The organism is Parasphingorhabdus litoris DSM 22379 (assembly GCF_020906275.1).
Classification (GTDB): Bacteria; Pseudomonadota; Alphaproteobacteria; order Sphingomonadales; family Sphingomonadaceae; genus Parasphingorhabdus; species Parasphingorhabdus litoris.
The window spans coordinates 3,516,700-3,532,871 of record NZ_CP086727.1; the positions used below are offsets into that span (position 1 = coordinate 3,516,700).

17 protein-coding genes are annotated in these 16,172 nt (G+C 54.9%); 10 read left to right on the forward strand and 7 right to left on the reverse strand.

Annotated features, from left to right (window positions below; translation table 11 throughout):
- Positions 1–278 precede the first annotated feature (278 nt).
- Complete coding sequence (locus BS29_RS16990) at positions 279–2,261, forward strand: S9 family peptidase (protein WP_229954814.1); 1,983 nt, start codon at positions 279–281, stop codon at positions 2,259–2,261.
- Here the strand turns inward: BS29_RS16990 and BS29_RS16995 are convergent.
- Together BS29_RS16995 and BS29_RS17000 are read right to left on the reverse strand one after the other, a co-directional pair.
- Positions 2,247–3,851 (reverse strand): AbgT family transporter, encoded by a 1,605-nt coding sequence (locus BS29_RS16995; protein ID WP_229954815.1) that lies wholly within the window; start codon positions 3,849–3,851, stop codon positions 2,247–2,249. The genes BS29_RS16990 and BS29_RS16995 overlap by 15 nt on opposite strands.
- 115 nt (positions 3,852–3,966) lie before the next feature.
- Positions 3,967–4,581, reverse strand: a complete 615-nt coding sequence (locus tag BS29_RS17000) for a GNAT family N-acetyltransferase (RefSeq protein ID WP_229954816.1) — start codon at positions 4,579–4,581, stop codon at positions 3,967–3,969.
- A gap of 188 nt (positions 4,582–4,769) precedes the next feature.
- Here BS29_RS17000 and BS29_RS17005 point away from each other — a divergent pair, with 188 nt between their 5' ends.
- The 6 genes from BS29_RS17005 to BS29_RS17030 all read left to right on the forward strand — a co-directional run bounded on the left by BS29_RS17005 (position 4,770) and on the right by BS29_RS17030 (position 9,891).
- Positions 4,770–5,612 (forward strand): class II aldolase/adducin family protein, encoded by an 843-nt coding sequence (locus tag BS29_RS17005; protein WP_229954817.1) that lies wholly within the window; start codon positions 4,770–4,772, stop codon positions 5,610–5,612.
- 80 nt (positions 5,613–5,692) lie between these two features.
- Positions 5,693–6,976: a UDP-N-acetylglucosamine 1-carboxyvinyltransferase gene (murA, locus tag BS29_RS17010; protein ID WP_229954818.1), complete on the forward strand. Its 1,284-nt coding sequence runs from the start codon at positions 5,693–5,695 to the stop codon at positions 6,974–6,976.
- Positions 6,977–7,062: 86 nt separating this feature from the next.
- Positions 7,063–7,473, forward strand: coding sequence for a nuclear transport factor 2 family protein (locus BS29_RS17015; RefSeq protein ID WP_229954819.1), 411 nt, complete (start codon positions 7,063–7,065; stop codon positions 7,471–7,473).
- A 15-nt stretch (positions 7,474–7,488) separates the two neighbouring features.
- Positions 7,489–7,830, forward strand: coding sequence for a putative quinol monooxygenase (locus BS29_RS17020; protein WP_229954820.1), 342 nt, complete (start codon positions 7,489–7,491; stop codon positions 7,828–7,830).
- A 21-nt stretch (positions 7,831–7,851) separates the two neighbouring features.
- Positions 7,852–9,099, forward strand: coding sequence for a cytochrome P450 (locus tag BS29_RS17025; protein WP_229954821.1), 1,248 nt, complete (start codon positions 7,852–7,854; stop codon positions 9,097–9,099).
- A gap of 27 nt (positions 9,100–9,126) precedes the next feature.
- Positions 9,127–9,891 carry an SDR family NAD(P)-dependent oxidoreductase gene (locus BS29_RS17030; protein ID WP_229954822.1) on the forward strand — a complete coding sequence of 255 codons (765 nt, stop codon included), beginning with the start codon at positions 9,127–9,129 and terminating at the stop codon, positions 9,889–9,891.
- Positions 9,892–10,126: 235 nt separating this feature from the next.
- Here BS29_RS17030 and BS29_RS17035 read toward each other — a convergent pair whose 3' ends face one another.
- The 3 genes from BS29_RS17035 to BS29_RS17045 all read right to left on the reverse strand — a co-directional run bounded on the left by BS29_RS17035 (position 10,127) and on the right by BS29_RS17045 (position 12,016).
- The gene (locus tag BS29_RS17035; RefSeq protein ID WP_229954823.1) at positions 10,127–10,876 is read right to left on the reverse strand and encodes a hypothetical protein; all 750 of its coding nucleotides are present in this window, start codon (positions 10,874–10,876) and stop codon (positions 10,127–10,129) included.
- 114 nt (positions 10,877–10,990) lie between these two features.
- Positions 10,991–11,428 (reverse strand): DUF1330 domain-containing protein, encoded by a 438-nt coding sequence (locus BS29_RS17040; RefSeq protein ID WP_229954824.1) that lies wholly within the window; start codon positions 11,426–11,428, stop codon positions 10,991–10,993.
- A 36-nt stretch (positions 11,429–11,464) separates the two neighbouring features.
- The gene (locus tag BS29_RS17045) at positions 11,465–12,016 is read right to left on the reverse strand and encodes a GNAT family N-acetyltransferase (protein WP_229954825.1); all 552 of its coding nucleotides are present in this window, start codon (positions 12,014–12,016) and stop codon (positions 11,465–11,467) included.
- A gap of 88 nt (positions 12,017–12,104) precedes the next feature.
- On the opposite strand from BS29_RS17045, the gene BS29_RS17050 reads away from it, so the two are divergent.
- Together BS29_RS17050 and rarD are read left to right on the forward strand one after the other, a co-directional pair.
- Positions 12,105–12,326 (forward strand): hypothetical protein, encoded by a 222-nt coding sequence (locus BS29_RS17050; RefSeq protein ID WP_109355950.1) that lies wholly within the window; start codon positions 12,105–12,107, stop codon positions 12,324–12,326.
- 261 nt (positions 12,327–12,587) lie between these two features.
- A complete protein-coding gene (rarD, locus tag BS29_RS17055) occupies positions 12,588–13,505 on the forward strand; it encodes an EamA family transporter RarD (RefSeq protein WP_229954826.1) in 918 nt (305 codons plus the stop codon).
- Positions 13,506–13,511: 6 nt separating this feature from the next.
- Here the strand turns inward: rarD and pyrC are convergent, their stop codons facing one another.
- Complete coding sequence (gene pyrC, locus BS29_RS17060) at positions 13,512–14,558, reverse strand: dihydroorotase (protein ID WP_229954827.1); 1,047 nt, start codon at positions 14,556–14,558, stop codon at positions 13,512–13,514.
- Positions 14,559–14,602: 44 nt separating this feature from the next.
- On the opposite strand from pyrC, the gene ygfZ reads away from it, so the two are divergent.
- Positions 14,603–15,352, forward strand: coding sequence for a CAF17-like 4Fe-4S cluster assembly/insertion protein YgfZ (gene ygfZ / locus BS29_RS17065; protein WP_229954828.1), 750 nt, complete (start codon positions 14,603–14,605; stop codon positions 15,350–15,352).
- A 1-nt stretch (position 15,353) separates the two neighbouring features.
- On the opposite strand, the gene BS29_RS17070 is transcribed toward ygfZ, so the two are convergent.
- Positions 15,354–16,043 (reverse strand): DUF4167 domain-containing protein, encoded by a 690-nt coding sequence (locus BS29_RS17070; protein WP_229954829.1) that lies wholly within the window; start codon positions 16,041–16,043, stop codon positions 15,354–15,356.
- Between the last annotated feature and the right edge of the window lie 129 nt (positions 16,044–16,172).

Below are 16,172 nucleotides of genomic sequence, written 5' to 3' on the forward strand. Positions count from 1 at the left end.
TACTCCTAACGCATATTTGCTGCATATGATTAACGATAAAAAGCGAGAATAAGCAGAAAATCGTTGGTAGATCATGGTGAATTAGTCTTCAACTCCCCCTCAACTTCTTTTTGAATACCCCCTCCACATTCAGCAAGGTCCTCATAATGAATCGTTTCCTTTGCCTGTTCAGTGCCGCCGTCATACTGTCCAACACGGCTATGCCCGCCCATGCCGCCGACGCTGTCGTTTCACCTTCCTCTACTGAGAACCGATGTAGCGATGGTGTGTTAGAATGCATGGCATCTATTGAAACACCTGGTTCGCCTGCAATATCCCCCGACGGTAAAGCTGTTGCTTTCACTATCCGCACCGCAGATTGGCAAAAAAACCGCTATGATCGGGAAATTCATATCATCGAAAATGGCAAGACGGTTCAGCTGACCAACAATCCCAAAGGATCGTCCGGCGACATTGCCTGGTCCCCTGATGGAAAGCGCATTTCCTATCGCGCCAGTACCGATATCGGCACCCAGATTTTCATTATGAACCGGGACGGCAGCAACGTCCGGCAAATCACGGCTCTGCCAGGTGGAATCAACTCTTATATCTGGTCTCCTGATGGCCGCTACATGGCTTTGAAACTGAGCGAGCGACCAGCAAAATCCAAAGCGCAGGTCGAAAATGCTTATGGTAATTTCGCATTTGCCGACGATTATTCCGGCCGCGATCATCTGTGGCTTCTCGACCTTACAAAAGCTCAAAATGCAAATGCACCAATTGCCGAACGCTCCGAACATACGGATACAGAGGCACCATTACGGCGGCTGACCGGGGGCACCGCCTTCACCATTGGCAGCTTTTTCGGCGGTGGTTTTACTTTCACGCCGGACAGCAAGGAAATCCTATTTGATCACGCCAAAAGCGGATCGCCTTATGATCTGGGGACACAGGATATTTCCGCCGTCAATATCGCGACCGCCAAGCAGCGCCCTGTTGTCCGCCGGCCCGGCATGGATCTCGACCCCAAAGTCTCTCCGGATGGAAAAACCGTGGCCTTTCATATGGGTGAGCCACCTTATTACTATACCCGCCAATATTGGATGGGCCTGACGCCGATTGAAGGCGGAAAGATCGAACGGATCAGTAACAGGACCGATAAATATAATGATGCCAATATTATTGGCTGGCAGGGGAACGCGATATTTTTCATGTCGCACTATCGGGTCGAAAGCGACCTGTTCCGCATGGATTTGGATTCGCGGAACGTCACCAATTTGACCACTGGTCGCGGCCGAGTAGAGGGCTATTCCTTTTCTGCTGACGGCAAAACTGTTGCTTTTGGCGCGGTGGATGGTGAGCGCGCGACAGAGATTTACACGCGCAAGGTAACGGCGACCGGATATGCTGATGAAAAGCGCCTGACGCAGTTCAGTCAGGCAATTGCCGACTGGCCGAAAACGGAAGTGCGTCTGGTTCAGTGGACCACCCCGGACGGATTAGATCTCGAAGGCGTCCTGACCCTGCCGGCTCCGGAAAACCGGTTGGATGGACCTATGCCTGTGCTAGTTATCGCCCATGGCGGTCCATCAGCCACCTCGCGCCCGCGTCGTGTGGGGAATCAAATCTACCCGACTGAATATTGGCTGCGCAAAGGGGCCGCGATTTTTGAACCCAATTATCGAGGATCCGGAAGCTATACCGACGAACTGATGGCAGCGAACGTCCGCTCCTTGGGCATTGGCTACACGGTAGATGTCGAATCCGGAATCGATCACCTTATAGAAACCGGCATAGCCGATCCCGAAAAACTCGGCGCCATGGGCTGGAGTGCAGGTGGCACGGTAACTGCTGGTCTCGCCGTTCGAACGACACGCTACAAGGCATTTTCTGTGGGTGCGGGAATCACCGACTATGGGACCTATTATGCCCTAAGCGATCAACCCACCAGCCCGCTTGCTTATCTGGAAGCAACGCCATCGGATGATCCCGAAATTTATAAGACAACGGGAGCCATGGGTTCGATCAAAAATGCGGTCACACCGACACTGATCCAACACGGCCGCGATGATAACCGTGTACCCTTCGCCAATGGCATGGAGTTTTTCCGCGGGCTAAAGGATGTTGGCGTCGAAACCGAATTGGTTATCTATGAAGATACAGGTCACGTCATATCACGGCCCAAAGAAAGAGTAGCCGCGATGGAACATAATGCCCGCTGGTTTGACAAGCATCTGTTCGGTGACAGAGACGATGCCAACCTTGATCTAAGCGCCCCCTGAAGGTGGTGGCGCGAAGACCGGGGATGCAGGCCCCAACGGGATTTCAAATGCCACCCAAACCATGATGAGCGCCAATCCAGCTCCGAGCAGCCACAGCGCATAGGGCAACATCATAGCGGTCAAATTGCCGATGCCGAAATCCTTGTTCCAGCGCTGGCAGAAGATCAGGATAAGCGGGAAATAGACCATTAGCGGCGTGATGATATTGGTTGCACTGTCACCCACACGATAAGCGGCCGTGGTGGTTTCCGCGCTAACCCCGATGAGCATCAGCATCGGCACCAATATCGGTGCAAGCAGCGCCCATTTGGCACTGGCCGAACCGACAAACAGGTTCATCACCGCCACGAATATGACCACCAAAGCGAGCAATATCGGCGCAGGTAGATCAAGGCTTTGCAGGATTTCGGCGCCGTGGACGGCTGTGATCAGGCCGAGATTGGACCAGCTGAACATTGCGACAAAATGCGCGACCATGAAGGCAAGGACGAGGAAATAGGCCATGTCCGCCATGCTGTCGCTCATCATTTTCACAAGATCACGATGGGTTGTGATATTGCCAACGCCTTTGCCATAGGCCCAACCGGCGAGCAGGAAGAGCAGAAAAAATCCGGCGACCAGCGACTGATAAAAGGGCGTGAACTGTGCCTCTGCCGACGCCGTTTCATCAATCAGCGCCGTACCAGGGCCGAAGGTCATCAGCAGCCAAAGCGCTATTACCCCCAGTGTCGCGAGACCAGCAAAGCGCAGGCCGCGTTTCTCCCCCGCATCAAGTGGGCGATCTTGGGTTTCCTCATCCGATTCAGCGCTGTCGGGAAGATTAGCGCTGGGGTTGATCGAACCGCTATAGGTCCCCAGCCGCGGCTCGATAATCCGGTCGGTCACATACCAGATGACCGGCAGGAACACGAAAGTCATCACAAAGATAAAATACCAGTTGCCCGCAATATTGGCCTCCCAGCCGACAAAGACCGTTTCGGCGGCGGCCTGGGTGATGCCGAATAACAGTGCATCAAGCTGACCTGGGAATAGGTTTGCAGAAAACCCGCCTGATACCCCGGCAAAGGCCGCAGCAATCCCGGCCACGGGGTGCCGGCCAGCCGCCGCAAAGATAATGCCTGCCAGCGGGATCAGTACGACATAGGCGGCATCAGCGGCCAGATTTCCGAGCATCGCCACGAGCGCTACGATCGGCGTAAGCAATATCGTCGGTGCATTACGCACACCGGCTCTCATCGCCGTGCCAAACAGGCCGGATCGCTCAGCCACACCGGCACCCAGCATCACCACAAGCACATAGCCAAGCGGATGGAAATGGGTAAAGGTCTTGGGCATCTCCACCCATAACCGCCTGATATTTTCCGCCGAAAACAGGCTGTTTGCCGCAATCACCCTACGCTCACCCGTTTCGGGATCCATTTCGATCGGGTGGACAGCGGACCATCCCAGCAAGTCCGCAACAACTGACAAAGCGACAACAAACAGGATCAGGTAGAAAAACAGAAAAACGGGATCGGGAAGCTTATTACCAGTCCGTTCGATCCAACCGAAAAAACCAGTATTTAGGCTTTGTGTTCCGCCATTTGTCATAGAGCCTGATCCCCACCACGTTGAAATTTAAAGCTATTCATAGCCACGCGTGCACGACTATGGTCAAGAATAATGGTGTTTGATTGATAATGTCTATTGATGAACCGAACATGGCTTAGTCATCAAAAGCCGCCCATATTTTGCGCAACCCTTCCGGCTTTTCCATCCTTCGTAGCGCATCCAAAGTTTGCGCCAGATCGAGGCGATAATAGGCGACAGTGCCTTCGCTTCGCATTATCTCCGCCCCCAGCGCAGCTATCAGGCGGGCAGCCTTTTTATTTTCCCGCAACACTGCGATATCAAGCTTGTCGATCCCCTGTTCCACACAGTTGCTGAACAGGGCAGCGATCAAGGCCCGCGATACGCCTTTGCTCTGATAGTCATCAAGCACGGCAATGGCGAATTCACCTCGCTTTGAGTCTTTCTCATCCCGGATCGCATGCGCAGCGGCAATGGGTGGATGGTCATCCAGATCCAGATTGACCACGCCCCAGGCGATATGGTTGACACCATCCACCGCCGACAATTGCTCGACTACCGATGGTGGAGCTACTTTAAAGCTGGAGAAAAAACGCAAATAGCGGGAGCGATCGGACAATTCCATGATCCCGCGCTCAATCTTGTCTTGATCGGACGGATGAATCGGGCGCAGGCACACCTCCATACCAGAGCGCAGCTTTGTCACAATCGCACAGGGCAGTTCGGGTTCAGTCTCAACGGGTTCTGGCATGGATGTTCTGTTTCAAGGGAAGGGGTATCGCTCGCTACTTACCAAATATAGCGTTCCTTTGATAGAAATACCGGTTGGAAACGCCCGCAACAGCGACTGCACTGTAGTAAAAAAAGCTGTCCCATGCGGCCAAGACTATGCCAATATGGGTTTAACAGTTTGAACCGATTCTATGAGGAGAGATAGTGATGGCTACCGCAGTAAATGATACCGGCAGCGCGATGCAGGTTGATGCCGGGTTTAACATTCCTGATCCGACTACAATTGACCGGCTCGAAGGCAAAGTCTCTGACGTCGAATGGAAATTGCGCTGCGACCTGGCCGCAACCTATCGGCTATGCGCAATGCATGCCTGGACCGATCTGGTCTTCACCCATATCTCGGCGCGCTTGCCCGATGAAGATGGCGAAGAACGCTTCCTGATCAATCCCTATGGTGTGATGTTTGACGAGATGACCGCCAGCTCGCTGGTCAAGATCGATTTGGAAGGCAATATCAAACAGGATACGCCCTATTTTATCAATCCCGCCGGTTTCACCATTCACAGCGCGGTTCATAGCGCGCGCGAAGATGCCGGCTGCGTGATCCATGTCCACACGCCTTATGGTATTGCGGTCTCGGTTCAGAAAGAGGGGCTGCGTCGCTACACGCAGTTCTCCATGCAGGTGCATGAGGATCTCGCCTATCATGATTATGAAGGTATCGCGCTGGATCTCGATGAGCGCGAGCGCCTGATCGCGGACGTGGGCGACAAGAACCTGCTAATCTTGCGCAATCATGGCACATTGACCGTTGGCAAAAATTGCGCGCTCGCCTTTCTGCGCATGTATTTCCTTGAAAATGCCTGCAAGACCCAGATCCTGGCGCAAGCCGTGGGCGGCGAGGAGCATTTGCATGAGGAGCCGGAAGATATGGGTCAGCGTGTACATCAGCAAACCGCGCCTGCCTTCATGCCGGGTCTGGGCGACAATCTTGTCTGGCCGGGCCTGATGCGCAAATTGAACCGGACCAATCCCGGCTTTGACCACTAAGCGACAGGCGCGTTTGTAACTTTACCGCGATGATGGTTGCTGTCCCTTGCACGGCGGCTCATTTTCGCTAAACCGTCGCGATGGATATTATCTCTATACGCGGCGGCAAAAAGCTGTCTGGCATCATCCCGATTTCTGGCGCCAAGAACAGCGCCTTGACGCTTTTGCCCTGCGCGCTGCTGACGGACGAGCCGGTCACCTTGCGCAACCTGCCGCGCTTGGCCGATGTCGACAGTTTCGGCCATTTGCTCAACCAGCTTGGCGTTTCGACCACCATCGAAGGCGCGCGGCCCGAAGATTTCGGCCGGGTGATGACACTGAAAGCCGGCAAGATTACCTCGACCGAAGCGCCTTATGACATTGTCCGCAAGATGCGCGCTTCTATCCTGGTCCTGGGACCGTTGCTGGCGCGCGCCGGTGAGTGCCGGGTATCGCTGCCTGGCGGCTGCGCCATCGGTAACCGCCCAATCGATCTGCATCTCAAAGCAATTGAGGCACTGGGCGCGGTGATTGAAACCACCAGCGGTTATGTGACCGCGCGGCAGCCCGATGGTGGTCTGCCTGGCGGTGAGTTTACCTTTCCAGTTGTGTCGGTTGGAGCCACCGAAAACGCATTGATGGCGGCGGTGCTCGCCAATGGCGAAAGCCGATTGAAAAATGCAGCGCGAGAACCTGAAATTGTCGATCTGTGCAACATGCTGGTCGCTATGGGCGCAGAGATTGAAGGCATTGGATCATCCGACCTCACCATCCACGGCGTAGAGCGCCTGCATGGCTGCACCTACAGGGTCATGGCAGACCGGATCGAGGCGGGCAGCTATGCTTGCGCAGCCGGCATTACCGGTGGTGAGGTCGATCTAGTCGGCGCCAAGGCGGACGAGATGGAAGCAACCTTGGCTGCGCTCACCGAAGCTGGATTGCATATCGAACCTTATAACAAGGGCATCAAGGTAGCGGCCAATGGAGCGCTAAAGCCACTGACTTTGGAAACCGCACCTTATCCTGGTCTTGCCACTGATATGCAGGCGCAGTTGATGGCGATGCTATGCATGGCCGACGGTGCCAGCGTCCTGACAGAGACCATTTTCGAGAACCGCTATATGCATGTGCCAGAACTCAACCGGATGGGCGCGGATATCGAGACCAAGGGCCGCACCGCCGTGGTCCGCGGCGTCAAGAAAATGACCGGCGCGCCGGTCATGGCGACAGACCTGCGTGCGTCCATGAGCCTTGTCATTGCAGCCCTCGCTGCCGAAGGGGAAACCCAGTTGCAGCGCATCTACCACCTTGATCGCGGATATGAACGGCTGGAAGAAAAACTGGCGGCGGTCGGGGCAGACATAGAACGCATTAGCGGCGACTAGATCTCTATTTCCTAGCACTTATGGCAGCTTGCATGTCGGGCGCTTTTACCGTGTAATCTCTCCTGTAAAGAGGAGAGGATGAGTCCATGTTTTCAGGACCAATAGAAGACCGGTTGGCAATCCGGGAGTTACACGACACCTATTGCGATGCAGTGTTACGCACAGACCCCGATGATTGGGGCGCGCTTTGGACGGAAGATGCCGTCTGGTCACTGATGGGCACCGAAGTTGTCGGGCGCGAGAATATCGTCAACCTTTGGAATGGCGCGATGAGCCAGTTTGATGCGGTCAGCTTTCTCGGCATTCCAGGCAGCCTGGAAATCACCGGTGACACCGCCACAGGCCGATACCAAACCCACGAGATTCTAGTCGAAAATGGTGAGCCGCGCATTGCCGGTGGTCGCTATGATGACGAGTTCGTCAAGATAGATGGCCGGTGGTTGTACAAGAAACGCATATTCAATGTGGTCGCTCAGCTCGGCGGGCAGAAGCTTTAAGGGGGAATTTGGAACATGGCGAAAATATTGATAGCGGCGCATATTGATGTGGATCCGGCAACACGCGAAGAATGTTTGAAAAAAGCGCAGCCCTATATTGATGGCGCGCTAAGTCAGGAAGGTTGCTTATGCTATAGCTGGTGTGCGGACATGCATAACCCCGCCCGTATCGAAGTGTTTGAGGAATGGACCGACGAAGAGGCCCTCGCGCAGCATTTCAAAGATGTCCATTATGCCAGCATGCTTGCTCATATCGGCAAGTTCGGCCTGACCAATGCCGTCAGCGCAAAATATCGCGTGGATGCAGAGGGCCCGGTTTATAACGCGGAAGGCGTGCCAACACCTGCCTTTGATTGAACCCCCAACAGGAATGAAGACATGAACGAAGCGGTTTCAAAATCCCTATTTCAACCAGACATACTGGTTGACCCGTTTGACTTTTACGAAGAGCAGCGCGCCAAAAGCCCCGTCTTTCAGGATCAGGCGAGCGGTGCTTATGTCGTGCTTGATTATGACCTGATCTCTGAAGCCGTCGGCCGGCTGGATGATTTTTCCAATAACTTCAATGCGCTGCTGTCGGGCGGTAAATCGGAAGAAGAGCTTGCGAATGACGAGGAATTGCAAGCCATACAGGCGGAAGGATGGCCACAGGTCAACACGCTGCTGACCGCCGATCCGCCGGTCCATACCCGGTTTCGCAAGCTCGTCAATCTCGCTTTCTCCATGCCCAAGGTGAACAAGCTGGAAGACAGCATCAGGGCCATGTCAAACGAGCTGATCGATAATTTTATCGACAAGGGCCAATGTGAGTTCATGGAGGAATATGCCATTCCTATGCCGGTCCGCACCATCGCTGTGCAGCTGGGACTGGACGTGGCCGATGCCGATACCATCAAACGCTGGACCAATGCCTTTGTGGATCGGCTGTCCGGCATGATGACCCGCGAACGACAATTGGAAACCGAGCGCGAAGTGGTCGAATATCAACACGCCCTCAAGGCCAATATGGATGCGCGCCGGAAAGAGGCGAAGAATGATATTCTCTCCGATCTTGTCAATGCGCAGGTGGATGGTGAGCGGCCGCTGGATGATGCAGAATCGCTTTCCATTGTTCAGCAGCTGATGGTCGCGGGCAATGAAACCACCACAGCGGCGCTGGGCGAAGGTCTGCGCCTGTTTGCGACCAACCCGGATCAATATAAAAAGATTCAGGACGACCCGTCGCTTATTCCCAATGCCGTCGAAGAAGTGCTGCGCCTATCAAGCGGGTCTTCCGGTATCTGGCGTGTGATGCACCGGGATGCGGAACTCGGCGGTGTCATGCTGCCCAAGGGCGCGATGGTGATGATGCGCTATCATGCCGCCAATCGTGATCCCAAGCAGTTTGAAAATCCCAATACATTTCAGGTCGATCGCAAAAATGCGCGGACTCACCTCGCCTTTGGCAAAGGCATTCACATGTGCGTTGGTAACATGTTGTCGCGCAAGGAAATGACCGTATCCTTCCAGCAATTTGCCGAGCGTATCGACAATATCCGGATACAGGAAGGCGCTGAACTGACTTATCCGCCCAACATGATGTTGCGCGGACTGACCAATCTGCCGCTCACTTTTGACAAACGCTGATAACAGACAAAGGGCGAAACTATGGGGATGATGGACGGAAAAGTGGCGCTGATTTCCGGCGGCGCGGAAGGCATTGGCGGCACGGCTGCACAGCGTTTTGTTGAGGAAGGCGGGTCCGTCATGCTCGGCGATATCCAGCTGGAAAAAGCTGAGGCCCATGCGGCGGACCTTGGCGACCGCGCGGCTGCGGTCGAGCTGGATGTCCGCGATCTGGATCAGTGGGAAGCCGCGGTTGCCGCAACCAAGGAGAAATTTGGCAAGATCACCACCCTGTTCAATGTCGCGGGCATTTCCGAGCCTGGTTCCGTGGACGAGGTCGATCTCGACAGCTGGAACCGCACCATCGACATTAATCTGCATGGCACCTTTAACGGATGCCGGGTCGCGCTGCCGGCCATAATCGACAGCGGCGAAGATGGTACGATCGTCAATATCGGGTCGATGTTGGCCATGCGCCCGGGCGCGCAATTTGCTGCTTATTGCGCCAGCAAGGCCGCGGTGACATCGCTCAGCAAATCCCTTGCCCTGCACTGCGCGGCGGAAAAATACCCGGTCCGCGTTAACACCGTGCATCCCGGTGCAATTGATACGCCGATGTATCAACGCTATCTCGCCGCTTATCCCGGATCGTATGAAGAGGCAGTGGAAGTATTTAACCGCAACCATCCAATCAACCGGGTTGGCCTGGCAACCGAAGTTGCCGATGCAATGCTATGGCTGGCCAGCGATGCCAGCAGCTTCACCACCGCGAACGATATTACCGTGGACGGGGGCGGTAGCTACCGGGAATAGTGAAGAGCGTCGTGGGTTGCTTTATTCAGCGATTGCCCTGAAACCCACTCGTCATTCTGAACTTGTTTCAGGATCTCCCTAAGGCTTGGCGGCTCGCCAGATCCTGAAACAAGTTCAGAATGACGAACAAGACAAAGTCTCGCGCACCACCATAAAAAGGGGCGGCCGAAGCTGCCCCTTCCTTCTGCCAGATTAGTGAAATGCGAAAATCTGGCGTCGGTAATCTGTGTAAAATCTAGCGCCCGTTGCTCGCAACGATATCAACAACCGATCCGCCACCGGCGCGCTTGTTGAGTGTGATCACATAAGCGCCATCGTCATTTGCCCGAACACCGCCCAAAACATGCTCGCTGCCGCGCAGCAGATATTCCGCACTATAGCCGCCGCGTTTGGCCTGGGTGTAATAATAGTCGACGACATTCTTGATCGGGCTAGCCGTAGAGAAGCTCACCACCCGAATGTCGCATAGGCCGCCATCAACACCGGCGGCTTCTTTCACATTGGCCTTGGGATAGATCGGGAATTCCGGTGGCATCCGGTTAGCCCAGCCCATATCATAGCTTAGCTTCTGATCGCATGTGCCTTTGCCGCGCTGCGCCTGTGCCTTTGCGCCCAGGGTCATGCCCTCGGACCCGTCACAGCTGGAGCATTCATCGTCCGATGTCATGTTGCGCGGCTTGGGTGCACTGAGCATCTTGCCTTCAAACTGGGCGGTTGCATAAGCTTTGCCACCGTCCGGCGGAACTTTGCCATCAACCGGGCCATTAGCACCGCGGATCGCATTGGTGTTGGCCTGATCGGTCAGATTAGGGTCAACCAATATCTGGTCTTCCAGCGCATCTTTCATGGCTGGGTCGGCGGTCAGATTGTCATCCAACTCCGCCAGTTCCGCTTCATTCCCTTCGTTGCTACCACAAGCCGCGAGAGTCAGCGGCAAGGTGAATGCCGTTGCTGTCAGCAAGAGGGAACGGGATAGATAAGTCATGCAATATGCTCCTGAATATGCGGGCATAATTGCACCAAAAAGCGTTAATTTTCTGTTAGGAAATGTGGTTAAACCGGCAATCTTCCGTTAACCAACTGTCCCATTTTGGGATTCTCAGCCAAAACCATCGGGACCGTCCAGTTCACCAAATCGAATCAGCCGCGATGTCAAAACCGCTGCCTGACGATTGACGACCGCTTTCTGATAGTCGGGATCGGTGACCATTTCCAAAAACGCACCGCTATTCGGGTAGCGCGCGATGAACGAAGCATCCCATTGCTTGTCATCGGGACCAATCACCATTGCTTCCATCTTCCCGCGCCAGATGATCGTCCCGCCAACCCGCTTGAAAATCGGTCCGCTGGTCTTGCCATATTCTTCATAGGCGCGTGCACCGCTCCAGCCGTGCGCGGCATTGGGATGGTCGTCGGGATATTGGGCATGCTCGTGGAAGCGCAACAGGTTGAGCATATTGATCGGCACATCGCGGGGCAACGCCTTGAACGCATCAAAATGTTCCCGTGTCGGATCCAGATACCTGTCTTCCGCCATATGCCTGTTCTCCTTTATACCCCGTTTGCGCCGAGCCTATTGAAATTGCTTTCGGTTTTCGAGCCATTGTTCGCGCGATTGGCCCCAGTCGTCAACCCGCGCATCGTGATAGGGAGGCGGCAGTTTCGTCGGCCCGCGATTGGTTGAGCCCAGTCGTTCGGCTAATTTGATCGAAGCGAGATTTTCCGGGTCTATCGTATGACAAACGTCTGTCCATCCCAGCGTATCAACGACATAGTTCATGCTCGCCACCGCCGCTTCCAGCGCATAGCCTTTGCCGGCAAAGTCGGGGGCTAAGGCCCAACCCACTTCGGTGCCAGGCCAGCCCTCGGGATTCCAAGGGCCGATCCGGCCGATCCACTGATTACTGTCTTTCAGGATGAGCGAGAACATCGCATAGCCGCGCACATGCCATGCACCAACCATACCGCACAGGTCACGCCAGCTTTCCGACCGGCTTTTCACGCCGCCAATAAAGGTCATGGTTTCTGCATCGGCCTGAAAAGCCGACCAGCCTTCAAAGTCGTCGGCATTGGGCGGGCGCAGTATCAAGCGCTCGGTTTCAATCCTGATATCATCGATGTTCATCGCTATCCTCCCTGAACAGCGCTGTTATCATAGGTTTATCTGCATAGAAACACTTGCAAAACAGGTGCACTATACCTATAATACAGTTATGGCTAATCTAATCTCAATACTCATCGGCGGCATCGCCCTCATATTGGCTTTTGTCGGACTTGTCCCGCTTCTCGGCTGGACCAACTGGCTGATTTTGCCCATTGCTGGCGTCGGTGCCCTTTTCGGACTTATCTCATCGCGCAGCAGCGGCATGTATTTCTGCCTGATCGTCATGTGCATTTGTGCTTTCCGCCTCTGGATCGGCGGCGGGATCATCTGACCCCTTTCTGCTCAGCGCAACCAACTGGTCTGAAAGCCGTCTGCGAAATTCTACAAATTATGCGCAAAATGGTGGTGAAATTCTGTCGAACCGTTTGCCTTCGGCGACAAGCTGAGCCCCTGCCCGAGGCTATCCAACAAGATCCTGTCCATTCATCGGCCGAAACATAACCCAAGTGCGACCTTGTAGGACAGCATAATTATCAGCGCCCCAAACTAATTTATATTGCCACCCCAACGGCCCGGGCCTAGGCGCAATGCCATGACAGGCCAAGCATCCACCAGCCGACTGGGGCTCTTACAGGCGCTTCTTGCATGCTGCATCTGGGGTGTAATGCCGATTTATTTCAAGCTGTTAGAGAGTGTTGCCCCGCTCGAAGTCGTCGCCCACCGTATCATCTGGTCGGTACCGGTTCTTTTGGTCATCCTCTATTTCCGTAAAAATCTATCCGGTCTGCGCGTCGCTTGGGCAGAAGCAAAAATACGTGGGCCCTTGCTGGCGACCGCCCTGCTCATTACCGTTAACTGGCTCATCTATGTCTGGGCCATTCAGGAAGACCACATTCTCGCAGCCAGCCTCGGCTATTTCATCAGCCCATTGCTCAGTGTTTTTCTCGCTAGCATCTTCCTTAAGGAAAAGCTGAGTCGTAACCAATGGATCGCTGTCGGCATAGCCGCCATTGGCGTTTCCATCCTCGCGATGGAGGCATGGCAGACCCTGTGGATCAGTCTCGCACTGGCGGGGTCATGGGGGTTATATGGCTTGGTCCGCAAAGTTACTGATGTCGGTCCAATCGTCGGGCTGACTGTCGAGACGAGCTATCTGCTTTTGCCTTTCCTGCTGTTTATCGGCTGGATCACTTTTGGTACCACAACGCCGACCACAACCACGCATCTTGGTGACAATCTCACCATCGATATACTGCTGCTGGGCGGTGCAATAGTCACGGCCACGCCGCTGATGCTATTTGCTGCGGCGGTCAAGAAAATGAAGCTCAGCACCATTGGACTAACGCAATATATTGCGCCGACGCTGCAATTTCTGATCGGTGTCTTGCTCTATCGCGAGCCGCTCACAACGTCGCATATCATCTGCTTCATTCTGATCTGGACCAGCCTGGCGATATTCTCCGCCGACGCGATTTTCGGCGGTGCCAGCAAGAAAACGGCTGCGACCTAGTTCCCCTTACCCGACAATCTGCCAACGCAGTTCTTGTCCGGCGTGAAAAGGTACGATTGTCGACCCGCCCGCTTCGATATTGTCCGGCACCGTGGTCGCGGATCGTTTCAAAGTAACGGTACCTTCGTTGAGCGGCAGGCCATAAAATTGCGGACCATGGATCGACGCAAAACCTTCAAGCTTGTCGAGCGCGCCTTCTTCCTCAAAAACGGTGGCATAGCTTTCCAGCGCATAGGGCGCGTTAAAAATACCGGCACAACCACAGGCGGATTCCTTGGCGTCAATTTCATGCGGCGCGCTGTCGGTGCCGAGAAAATATTTCGGCGATCCCGATGTCGCCGCTTTGCGCAAGGCCAGCCGGTGCTGTTCGCGCTTGGCCACTGGCAGACAATAGGCATGCGGCCTTATACCGCCCTGAAACATGGCATTGCGGTTGATATGAAGATGTTGCGGGGTGACGGTCGCGCCGACATTGGGGCCTGCGGCATTCACAAAATCAACCGCGTCGGCCGTGGTGATATGCTCGAACACCACTTTCAGTTCCGGCATTTGATCGACAATTTTGGACAGGGTGCGTTCGATAAACACCGCTTCCCGGTCAAACACATCAACGTCCGCATCGGTAACTTCGCCGTGGATCAATAGCGGCATACCGATATCCTGCATCCGCTCCAGCACCGGCATGATATTGACGACATCGGTCACGCCATGGGCGCTGTTGGTGGTCGCATTGGCGGGATAAAGTTTGGCGGCGGTGAAAACGCCCTGTTCAAAACCCTGCGCCATATCCTGCGCATCGGAACTGTCCGTCAGATAGCAGGTCATAAGCGGTGTGAAGCCTGAAGCCTCAGGGACTGACGCCAAAATGCGCTCGCGATAGGCCTGCGCAGCCGCCGTATCGGTTACCGGCGGTGACAGATTAGGCATGACGATCGCGCGGGCAAATTGGCGCGCGGTATAGCTGGCCACCGACCGCAGCATATCGCCATCACGCAGATGGACATGCCAGTCATCTGGCTGTCTGATCGTGATTTGGTTCGGCGATTGATTCATTGTTCGGGCTTTCTTTTAACGCTGAGCGTCCCTACCTAATCTGCATGACCGAAACCAGACTTAATCAGCGCGGATTGATCCGCATATCCGCAAAAGACCAGAGCGAAGACTGCCGTGAATTCCTTCAGGGACTTGTCACACAGGATATGCAGGCTGTTCAGCCAGATATGCCGCAATGGTCTGCCGTGCTGACGGCGCAGGGGAAGGTGTTGTTCGACTTTTTCCTGTGGGCCGAAGGCGACGACATCCTGATCGACTGTGAAAAGGACCATGCCGAAGCCTTGGCCAAGCGCTTGAAACTCTATCGCCTGCGCCGCAAGATCGGCATTGAAATAGACGCAAGTCTCACCGTGCACTGGTCTCTCGAAGCAGAAGAGAAACCCGCTGATCCGCGGCTTTCGCTCTTGGGCTATCGCTGGCTCGAAGACAGCCAGAAAGAGGAAAGCGTCGATGCGGCCTATAAAGCCCACCGTCTTTCCTTGGGCGTCACGGAAGGGCAAGTCGAATTGGGCAGCGACAAAACCCTATGGCTGGAATGCAATGCCACCGAACTGAACGGCGTCAGCTTTTCCAAAGGCTGCTATGTCGGGCAGGAAAATACCGCGCGGATGAATTACCGGCAAAAGATCAACCGCCGTCTGGTCGTCGTACCGCTTGATCAGGCCGACGAGAAACGCCAACGCGTCGCCTATCCCGATCTTGGGCTGTCCATCGAACATCGCCGAGTCGATGATATCACGGGCTTTGATCTGCCGGACTGGCTAAAGGCCGCCCTGGCAGAAAAAACCGAATGAATTAGGCTGCGTCGCCTTCCTGCGCCGCTTCGGTTTCGGCCGTTTTGGCTTTGATGGTGCGACGCTTGCGAGCCGGTTTCTTCTCGGCTTCACCATCAGCGTCATCATCCGATTGTATCGAGATAGCCGGCGGCAAAGCGCTTGCGTCAAGGCCGTTTGATTCGCCATTGGCTTCTGCGACTTCGGCTGCCGGTTTGCGCGGACGACGGGCCCGGACGGGTTTTTTCTCTGCTGGAGCGTCAGCCTTGCCATCTTCTTGCGAAGCTGGTGCAGCTGCATCATCTTTGGCAGTTTCCGGTTTTGCACCACGGTCGCGCTGCTGGCGTCCACGCGGGCTGCGATCCTGACGCTCGCCCTCGTCCTGCTCAGACCGGTCATCGCGGTCTGCATTCTGGCCGCGCTGTTCTTCGCGGGCTAGTCGCTGCTCTTCACGGCGCGCCTGGCTGTCTGCGTTCACCCGGAAATAATGGTCGGCAAATTGATGATAATATTCGGCATTGACGCGGTCGCCATTAACTTGGGCATCCTGCGCCATTTTTTTGTATTTATCCAGCATCTGGGCCGCATTACCGCGCGCGCGATTGTCGATCCGGTTGTCCCGGTCCACACCGCCGCCACCGCGGTTGCCCTGATTGCGATTATTGTTGTTCCGGCCACGGCGACGGCCGCCGGCCTGACGATTATTCATCAAATTCTGGGTGTCCTTATACCGTTAATAAACTCGGTCTTTCCTGTTATTGTCCCGCCACAAAGGCAGTGCCCGTGCCACAGACCCAATGATCCATAGCAACCCAAAGAAGACAAAAATCACCGGACATCA